Raw genomic sequence first — 6,699 nt, forward strand, 5'->3', positions numbered from 1 at the left:
GAATTGGAGGTTTTTCCCATGTTCCAAACAGGAGCTTTTCTTTCATATGTAATAGTAGTCTCCTTTACGCCTGGGCCAAATAATATACTCTCCATGGTAAACGCCAGCAGAGACGGATTCAAAAAAACTTTTGGGTTTTTAACCGGCGTATTCTCTGGATTTTTAACATTGCTACTTCTTAGCAGCTACTTCAACCTTATCCTTTTCAACCTAATGCCGAAAATCAAAATTTTCATGAGCATTGTAGGTGCTGCCTACATGACATATCTAGCCATAAAGATAATGAAAAGCAAACCGAAAACGGACGGCGACAACCCGAATTCAAACAAGACCAAAAGAAAAGTGAACTCGTTTACTACAGGTCTTGCAATGCAGTTTGTAAACCCGAAAGGGGTTCTTTACTGCATAACCGTCGTTGCCAATTTCATAATTCCATACTACAAGTCGAGCATCAGCTTGCTGCTTTTCTCTCTATTTCTCGCATTGGTCGGTTTTTCATCAGTTTGTTGTTGGGCACTATTTGGTTCTTTATTCAATCGGTTCATAGTGAAGCATCAAAAACCTTTCAATATTGCCATGGGTCTTTTGCTTTTTTACAGTGCATACTCAATTTCCGGAATCGCACACCTTTTTTAATAACAGGAGGATAACATAATGAAAAACATTTTGGTACTGACTGGAAGCCCTAGAAAAGGCGGAAACAGCGATCTTATTGCTGAAGCTTTCATGAATGGAGCTAGGGATAGCGGCCACACTGTAAATAAATTCGAAACGACCTTTAAGCAGATCCAAGGTTGCCGGGCATGCAAAGCCTGTTGGAGCACCGAAACAGCTTGTATATTCAAGGACGGCTTCACCGAACTTGAACCCATGCTTGAAGAAGCGGATTTAATCGTCTTTGCGACACCACTATATTGGTTTGGAATGTCGTCACAGCTTAAAGCCGCTGTCGACCGCTTCTACGCGTACATGCGAGACAATTGCCGGCGTCCCCTCAAGATAACCGAAAGTGTTTTATTAACCTGCGGCGGAGATAAGGAATCCGAAATCTTTGATGGCATCATAGGAACCTACAAGAGAATGGTTCATTACATGAAATGGACAGACAAAGGCATAATAGCCGTTCCCGATGTATATGATATCGGAGATATCAAAAAAACCGATGCACTAGAGCGTGCAGAAGAATTGGGCAAAACAATATAGATAGCACTTCCGCTAATCCATATTGTTGACAGAATTCTCAAAAAGTTATAATCTTTAATGCAAATAACATTTACTGTCTTCATCTACTTTTGTAAAATACACTTCCGAGAGGAGCAATTCATGTCTAACAACAAAAGAGCTATCTATTATATCTGCAACAATCCTTCGTGGGGCCATGTTGCGCGCCATGTATGGAACATTCTCGAGGAGGAAGGCTATCTAGCAGAACCCACCGGAATAATTTTCGACGGCGGAGAGGTAATGAAATACACTGATGCAAAAAATAACGAATTCTATTTCGCCCCCACTGAAACGGCAATATGCCTTGACTACCCTCGTTATCTTCCGGATATGAACAAGCATTTCGCTGATTTCGACGTATCTGGAATGGTTACATGGCATGAGGGCGCAAGCGCGCCAGACAATGTTCTTACCGTTCATTCCTTGGGCGATGTTAATTCAGGCGTTTATGGCCCTGCAAAACCGGCATACATGCGAAACCTTCTTCTGGCAATGGACCGCAACAGACAGCATCTTGGACTCGACGACTATACCGTTGTAACCGAAGCAACCCATTGGTCCGGAGCGCACGAAGACGGGAGCGACCCCGCACTTCTGCTTGAATATCCCGTAGCAATGATGGATATTGAGGTCGGAAGCGACGAAAGCAGCTGGGGCAACCTTACCGCCTGTCGCGCATTGGCCCGCTCGCTATCACAGATTTTCGATGACGACGGAAAAAAAGTGCACAACATTCTCTGCGTAGGGGGAATTCATTTCGATCCCAATTTTAGGGGAGCCGTATTCGCTGACTGGGACAACGAGGCATTAGGTGTCACCCACATCATTGCAAATCAATGGTTGGTTGCGGGAGAATACGAAAATGGAGAAGGGCTAAGAAAGATTATCGACTGCATCAGCGCAATTGATGGAGGGATAGAAGCCATTGCCTTTCATGACAAGATGAAGGCCTGCTACAAGGACCTTGTTCGAAAGCTTGGGGAGGAATACAATATTCCAATCTACAAGCACCAGCGGCTAAGAAAACCTCAAGGCTTGGATTTTAAATAGACAATTGATTCCCTCTGAATAAAAAAGGATATTGCAATGTGACAACAATCGTCACTCGGCAATATCCTTTTCTTTATTCAATTCTTTTCGTATAATCGATAAAGCTATTTGAGACTCCCAATCATTTCATCAGCCCATATCAAGGCTTCGCTGATGCAAGACTCCATTTTTTTCTTTGGGCTAAAAAAATCTTTTGCTCCAATCAGTGTATTGTTTCTTTCGATTGCTTCCCTTACTTTATCCATGGCTTTTCCCATTACAACTTGATAGCCTCCCCACAGATATTTGCCGAAACCCTTCGATTTTTTCTCGGCCGCAAGCTTTATAGCCATCAAATCCACATGCAAATGCTCAGCTATTTCCTCGCAATTCTTTTTGTATTTCCCTCATAAGAATAGTAAACGATTATCGCTTTTTTCAATTTTTTTCCTTCAAAGAAACCAAACTATTCGCTTGGTCGGTTTGCGCGGCAGTTTACGAGGCTTAATTCCAATTATAGCTTCTTAACGTATTGAGACTTCAGGTACATTCCTCCGAAGCCCGGAATTTTACAGTCTATATCGTGGCCGCCGTCAGCATCTTCTACCAATCGGATGCTTTTTACCTTCGTTCCCATTTTAAGGGTTGAAGTGCTGCCCTTTACCTTAAGGTCTTTTATAACAGTCACGGAATCTCCATCCTTCAAAACATTTCCATTTACATCGCGTACGACCTTTTCTTCTTCATCCTTTTCGCCATCCAATTCCTTGCTCCATTCGTGAGCGCATTCCGGGCACACAAAAATAACCCCGTCCTCATACGTATATTCAGAATCGCATTTCGGGCAATTTGGCAAATCATTCATTATTTTGTCCTCCCTTTTATCATTGTCGTTTTATTTAAAAAAACACCATTTTCATCTTTGCATTTTTCTATACTATCACAGTCTTTCTAAAGTTTCCATCGACTTGAATTTGCAAACATACTTCACTCCTCTTTTTTCAGTCTGCCGGACAAGGCCATGAAAAAAAATCCGCAAACTATAAGTCCAATGAACATCCAAAGCTGAAAGGGTCCACTTCCAAAGGAATCAAATGGAGCCGGTCCGTTTATTATCCATATATATCTATCGTAATCCCCATGTATGAACCAATAGAGTGCGAGAGGACTTGCTATCAAAACGGCCCCAAGTCCTCTCATTAAATCTCCAATTAATATCGTTATTTTTCTCATATTGTTTCCCTCCTGTAGATATCATTATATCAACTATTTGCAAATAGGTATTTTCATTTAAAACAAAATCGGTTCCTATTCACTTGACGCCTTCGAGGGACTGGAGAAAATTGTTTCTACTGGCCGTCAATCGCCGTTTGTCCATCCACTTCTACGAATTTATTCTCGTCTTCGAATATTTCGGCATCCCATGCTCTTGACGCATTCCAATCGTATATTGATTGAACCATATATGCCCTATTAACCTCTCCATTATCATCCAAACGTTTTTCTACTACCAAAACCGAATCCTCATTTGCTACAAAAACAAAAGACGAAAGCATGCCCATTCCCTGAGCAATTTCTTCTGTCGCTCTATAGACGTTTCCCTGAAATTCCTCAAGAAAATCGTCTGACAGCAATTTCCCGTCTTCGCTAGTTGTAGTGGCCTGAATGTATTTGACGCCGTAATCAGCAAATACCACCATTAACTTTTCACTGTATTCAGTATCATCATAGGAATAGTCGTAACGGCTGTCTCCAAAGGGTTTTTCCAAAGGTTCTCCAAGCACAGACGCCACGCGTTCTATGGAATCGTCGGTATATATCCCGTTAACGCCTATTGTCTCTAAATAGGATTCGTAAGCTATGGAAACGAATGGCTCGGTACTCCCGGCGAAATTATCCTTATTAAAATATTCGACGCGTTTAAATGTTATTGCATCACCTATGTTTCTTAACGATAGAAACCAATCTCCGCCCGCATAAACAAATGTCAAAGTATCACCGTTTACCTCATACTCCAGATTACTTGTCGCCTCCCCTTCACTGACAACAAGATGATAGATCGCTGTATCGCCTTCTACAACAAGATCTCCCCCATACGGTCCGCCTATTCCCGGATCAGCACCCGGATGTATACTCTCCGACACCATGAAGTAGGTCCCTTGGATTCCTTCCGGATGGCTAGCCTCTGAAATATTCAACTTTATGAATTCTCCTTCTTCGCCTTCCCATCTCCAGTCGCCAAGAATTTCTGCCTCTTCTTGCCCCTGCGCTTCATACTTGCTGATATTCCAAATATTGCTTGGCAATTGAATCTCATCATTCACACTAGAAACTCCTGGCGTAAAATCATAGCTGCTGTGAATAGTTTTAACATTGATTTCAATATTGGCTTTTCCATCCGTAGAATCCGAATACACCACAAGAGATTCCTCCGCTCTTATGATTTCCTCGCCTGCTTTGTATGATCCTCCCGAATCGAGTTTGATGTCCTCAAGCGCTGTTACGACAATTTCAGAATCGTCATATTTGGGGATTACAACCCACATCTCATTACCGCCGCAGTCAGCCCAAACGGGCACGCGGCTCAAATGTTCATACCCGTATTTATCGGATAGTTCTTGGAAGTATTTCTCTTCCACATATCCCATGAATCCCGCTGCAAAGAAAGCTCCGTCATCAACCGACCCTTTTTCATTTGTTGCCGCCATGTAGTAGTTGCCTATGGCAAGCTGTGTCTGCTCTGTCTCCGGCTGCTCCTCCGGGACTTCTACCGCTTCTACTTTTTTGCTCGTTGTGCATGCTGCCAATACAAATATGACAAGCAGCAATATTGTTAAACCGCCAATACACGTAAGTACTCTGGTGTAATTTTTAATCATCATCAACCTCTCCTTCAATTTTATTACATGCTTGCCTGCGATATGAGCTGTCAATATATAGTTTTGACCCTATAGGTTTTTTTATAATCACAGCATCATTATCGACGCCGTACACAATGTTCATATTTTAAAGAAATTTGCAATCTCTTGTTCTACTATATCAAAACATATATACATATGCATCATGTATTATGTCAACTGAATGTTGGGAAGCGGTATGATACGAGGTCTATACATTGGGTATAAAGAATACAAATGCATACTAAATGGAACTAAATTATACAACGAATAAAAAGCGTGAAGTTGCAAAAACCAGAAAGAGAACGACAGAATCGCTAAAGATATTGACCAATAGGGTCAATGAATATATGCTGAAATTGACTAGAGTGGTCAACGGAGGGTGATTTAATTGGACGAAATGCTAAAAAAACTTGATCCCAAGAAACGGGACAGAATAACAAACAGCGCGCTGGATGAATTCGGTATTGCATCAAAGGGCGGCGACGATGACGTCCTTAAGCAGTATGACTTCCAGCTAAAGTCGTTGATGACTCTATTGGAATCTCTACAAAATCAGATAAAAGATTATCGAATCAAGGCTCCTTTTGACGGAACAGTAAGTGATATATTTGTTGAAGAAGGCGAGACCGTGGCAGCGATGGGTTCTGTGATTCAAATCTGTGAAAATAGATATTACGTCGAATCCAATCTACTGGAGGAAAGTCTGGTGTTGATGGAGATGGGCGCTCCGGTAGAAATCAGCTTTGACACCGTTGTTGCTGAAGGTTATGTCAGAAAGATACACCCCACAATTAAAACAGTCGTTTCAGACTTAGGCGTTTTCTAGCAGAAAGGCATCGTGGAGATCGCCGTCGATCATGAATTCAGTTTGATTGGTCGTGAAGTAAACTTGAAATTCATGCTAGGCAGAAGGCAATGAGTACTTACAGTAGATAATAATGCTCTCGTAAGACGCGGGAGAATCGACTATGTGTTTGTTGCTGAGGACAATAGCGCCAAGCTTATAGAAGTGAGCGTAGGAGCCAAAGGAAATGAACGCTGCGAGATACTGGAAGGACTTGGGGAAAACGATATTGTAATTGTAAGTCCGAGCGACGAACTTGAAGATGGAGACAAAATTTCGTATTAATAATGGAATAAGGAGGAAAAACATGGGCGGATTGAAACTATTGGGAATCTTTTTACTGGTTTACGCGGCAATTGTTGTAGTTCTAGCCGTCATGAAACCTAAGAGCATCTGGAATATGAAGAAAATTCAATTCTTTATTAAGTATTTGGGCGAGCAGGGAACAGTCATTTTCTTTTACGCATGGGCTTTACTCGCTGCAGTAATTGGACTATGGCTCCTGATAAGATAGCAATCAAAAATTAGACTATGGTTTCGAACTGATTCTTGTCAATTGAACAGATAAAAAAAAAGTTAAAGTGCTTGGCTTCGATATTTCATCTACGCAAAGCACTTTATTTTTTTGCAAATGATAAAGCGGATCCATTGCATCGAAACAACAGACCCGCCCGCATAACCCAGTGATTCTTGCTTACTCTA

At 41.7% G+C, this 6,699-nt stretch carries 10 protein-coding genes; 6 read left to right on the forward strand and 4 right to left on the reverse strand.

The window, feature by feature from the left end:
• Positions 1-18 precede the first annotated feature (18 nt).
• From JJE29_08840 to JJE29_08850, 3 genes are all read left to right on the forward strand, one after another.
• A complete protein-coding gene (locus tag JJE29_08840; protein ID MBK5252720.1) occupies positions 19-636 on the forward strand; it encodes a LysE family transporter in 618 nt (205 codons plus the stop codon).
• Between the two features lie 15 nt (positions 637-651).
• Positions 652-1,203 (forward strand): flavodoxin family protein, encoded by a 552-nt coding sequence (locus tag JJE29_08845; GenBank protein MBK5252721.1) that lies wholly within the window; start codon positions 652-654, stop codon positions 1,201-1,203.
• Between the two features lie 120 nt (positions 1,204-1,323).
• Positions 1,324-2,274, forward strand: a complete 951-nt coding sequence (locus tag JJE29_08850; GenBank protein MBK5252722.1) for a hypothetical protein — start codon at positions 1,324-1,326, stop codon at positions 2,272-2,274.
• Between the two features lie 104 nt (positions 2,275-2,378).
• Here JJE29_08850 and JJE29_08855 read toward each other — a convergent pair whose 3' ends face one another.
• From JJE29_08855 to JJE29_08870, 4 genes are all read right to left on the reverse strand, one after another.
• Positions 2,379-2,606: a hypothetical protein gene (locus JJE29_08855; protein MBK5252723.1), complete on the reverse strand. Its 228-nt coding sequence runs from the start codon at positions 2,604-2,606 to the stop codon at positions 2,379-2,381.
• A gap of 161 nt (positions 2,607-2,767) precedes the next feature.
• Entirely contained in the window at positions 2,768-3,118 is a 351-nt protein-coding gene (locus JJE29_08860; protein ID MBK5252724.1) for an alkylphosphonate utilization protein, read from the reverse strand.
• Positions 3,119-3,240: 122 nt separating this feature from the next.
• A complete protein-coding gene (locus JJE29_08865) occupies positions 3,241-3,486 on the reverse strand; it encodes a hypothetical protein (protein ID MBK5252725.1) in 246 nt (81 codons plus the stop codon).
• A gap of 116 nt (positions 3,487-3,602) precedes the next feature.
• Entirely contained in the window at positions 3,603-5,135 is a 1,533-nt protein-coding gene (locus JJE29_08870; protein MBK5252726.1) for a hypothetical protein, read from the reverse strand.
• Positions 5,136-5,541: 406 nt separating this feature from the next.
• On the opposite strand from JJE29_08870, the gene JJE29_08875 reads away from it, so the two are divergent.
• The 3 genes from JJE29_08875 (at position 5,542) to JJE29_08885 (ending at position 6,511) form a co-directional block, all read left to right on the forward strand.
• Positions 5,542-5,979 carry an HlyD family efflux transporter periplasmic adaptor subunit gene (locus tag JJE29_08875; protein MBK5252727.1) on the forward strand — a complete coding sequence of 146 codons (438 nt, stop codon included), beginning with the start codon at positions 5,542-5,544 and terminating at the stop codon, positions 5,977-5,979.
• Between the two features lie 144 nt (positions 5,980-6,123).
• Complete coding sequence (locus JJE29_08880) at positions 6,124-6,282, forward strand: hypothetical protein (protein ID MBK5252728.1); 159 nt, start codon at positions 6,124-6,126, stop codon at positions 6,280-6,282.
• A gap of 22 nt (positions 6,283-6,304) precedes the next feature.
• A complete protein-coding gene (locus JJE29_08885; protein ID MBK5252729.1) occupies positions 6,305-6,511 on the forward strand; it encodes a hypothetical protein in 207 nt (68 codons plus the stop codon).
• Positions 6,512-6,699: the final 188 nt, after the last annotated feature.

The sequence above is a fragment of the Peptostreptococcaceae bacterium genome, from assembly GCA_016649995.1.
GTDB lineage: Bacteria > Bacillota > Clostridia > Peptostreptococcales > BM714 > BM714.

Excerpts from the sequence above, each read along its gene's own strand:
- JJE29_08840 (MBK5252720.1), top strand. The coding sequence starts at position 19 with ATGTTCCAAACAGGAGCTTTTCTTTCATATGTAATAGTAGTCTCCTTT.
- JJE29_08850 (MBK5252722.1), top strand. The coding sequence starts at position 1,324 with ATGTCTAACAACAAAAGAGCTATCTATTATATCTGCAACAATCCTTCG.
- JJE29_08855 (MBK5252723.1), bottom strand. The coding sequence starts at position 2,606 with ATGGCTATAAAGCTTGCGGCCGAGAAAAAATCGAAGGGTTTCGGCAAA.
- JJE29_08860 (MBK5252724.1), bottom strand. The coding sequence starts at position 3,118 with ATGAATGATTTGCCAAATTGCCCGAAATGCGATTCTGAATATACGTAT.
- JJE29_08865 (MBK5252725.1), bottom strand. The coding sequence starts at position 3,486 with ATGAGAAAAATAACGATATTAATTGGAGATTTAATGAGAGGACTTGGG.
- JJE29_08870 (MBK5252726.1), bottom strand. The coding sequence starts at position 5,135 with ATGATGATTAAAAATTACACCAGAGTACTTACGTGTATTGGCGGTTTA.
- JJE29_08885 (MBK5252729.1), top strand. The coding sequence starts at position 6,305 with ATGGGCGGATTGAAACTATTGGGAATCTTTTTACTGGTTTACGCGGCA.